The organism is Burkholderia sp. Bp9004 (assembly GCF_003858025.1).
Lineage (GTDB): Bacteria > Pseudomonadota > Gammaproteobacteria > Burkholderiales > Burkholderiaceae > Burkholderia > Burkholderia diffusa.
The window spans coordinates 1-1,445 of sequence record NZ_QTQD01000074.1; the positions used below are offsets into that span (position 1 = coordinate 1).

The following is a 1,445-nucleotide window of genomic DNA, read 5'->3' on the forward strand; positions in this document are numbered from 1 at the left end:
CTGTCGTCGTCCACGTCGACCGGTCTCTCGTCGGCTAATAGCTCGATCAGCTCGCTCTCCACGTCGACTTCGACGGGCATCAACTCGCTGTCCACGGGCCTCAGCTCGACCAACAGCTCGGTTACGTCGCTGTCGACCTCCACGTCGACGGGTCTCTCGTCGGCTAATAGCTCGATCAGCTCGCTGTCCACCTCGACTTCGACGGGCATCAACTCGTTGTCCACGGGCCTGAGCTCGACCAACAGCTCGGTCACGTCGCTGTCGTCGTCCACGTCGACCGGTCTCTCGTCCGCTAATAGCTCGATCAGCTCGCTCTCCACGTCGACCTCGACGGGCATCAACTCGCTGTCCACGGGCCTCAGCACTGTCACGACCAAGACCGACAATCTGGGCAGCAGCACCGCCGCAGCCCTCGGCGGCGGCGCGAGCTACAACCCGGCAACCGGCACGGTTTCCGCTCCGTCGTACACGACGTACAACTCGAACGGCACGACGTCGACCGCCAACAGCGTCGGCTCGGCGATCGACAGCATCAACAACCAGGGCATCAAGTACTTCCACGCAAATTCGACAGCAGCCGACAGCCAGGCGCTCGGCACCGATTCGGTCGCGATCGGCCCGAATGCCATCGCCAACAACACCGGCGACGTCGCACTCGGCAGCAGCTCCGTCACTGGAGCGCCCAACGCGACGCCGACGGGTACCGTCGGCGGCGTGACCACCACGTTCGCGGGCGGCAATCCGAGCAGCGTGGTGAGCGTCGGCAATGCGAGCACGGGCACCACGCGCCAAATCACCAATGTCGCGGCAGGCCAAATCACGGCGACCAGCACGGACGCGATCAACGGCTCCCAACTCTTCGCGACCAATTCCATCGTGGATTCGCTGTCGACGACGGTGTCGTCGTCCAGCAGCGCGATCTCGTCGCTGTCGACCGGCATCACTTCGTTGTCGACGGGGCTTAGCTCGACCAATAGCTCGGTGACCTCGCTGTCGTCGTCGACTTCAACGGGGCTGTCGTCTGCCAATAGCTCGATCGCTTCGCTCTCCACGTCGACTTCGACGGGCCTCAGCTCGTTGTCCACGGGCCTCAGCTCGACCGACAGCTCGGTGGCTTCGCTGTCGACTTCCACGTCGACCGGCCTCTCGTCGGCAACCAGCTCGATCAGCTCGCTGTCCACGTCGACCTCGACCGGCATCAGCTCGTTGTCCACGGGTCTCAGCTCGACCGACAGCTCGGTGGCTTCGCTCTCGACCTCCACGTCGACCGGCCTCTCGTCGGCAACCAGCTCGATCTCGTCGCTGTCCACGTCGACCTCGACCGGCATCAGCTCGTTGTCCACGGGCCTCAGCTCGACCGATAGCTCGGTGGCTTCGCTGTCGACCTCCACGTCGACCGGCCTCTCGTCGGCAACCAGCTCGATCAGCTCGCTGTCCACGTCGAC

1 pseudogene is annotated in these 1,445 nt (G+C 64.4%); it reads left to right on the top strand.

The features are described from left to right. Positions 1-1,445: pseudogene (locus tag DIE08_RS36790) on the top strand (hemagglutinin); the annotation flags it as partial.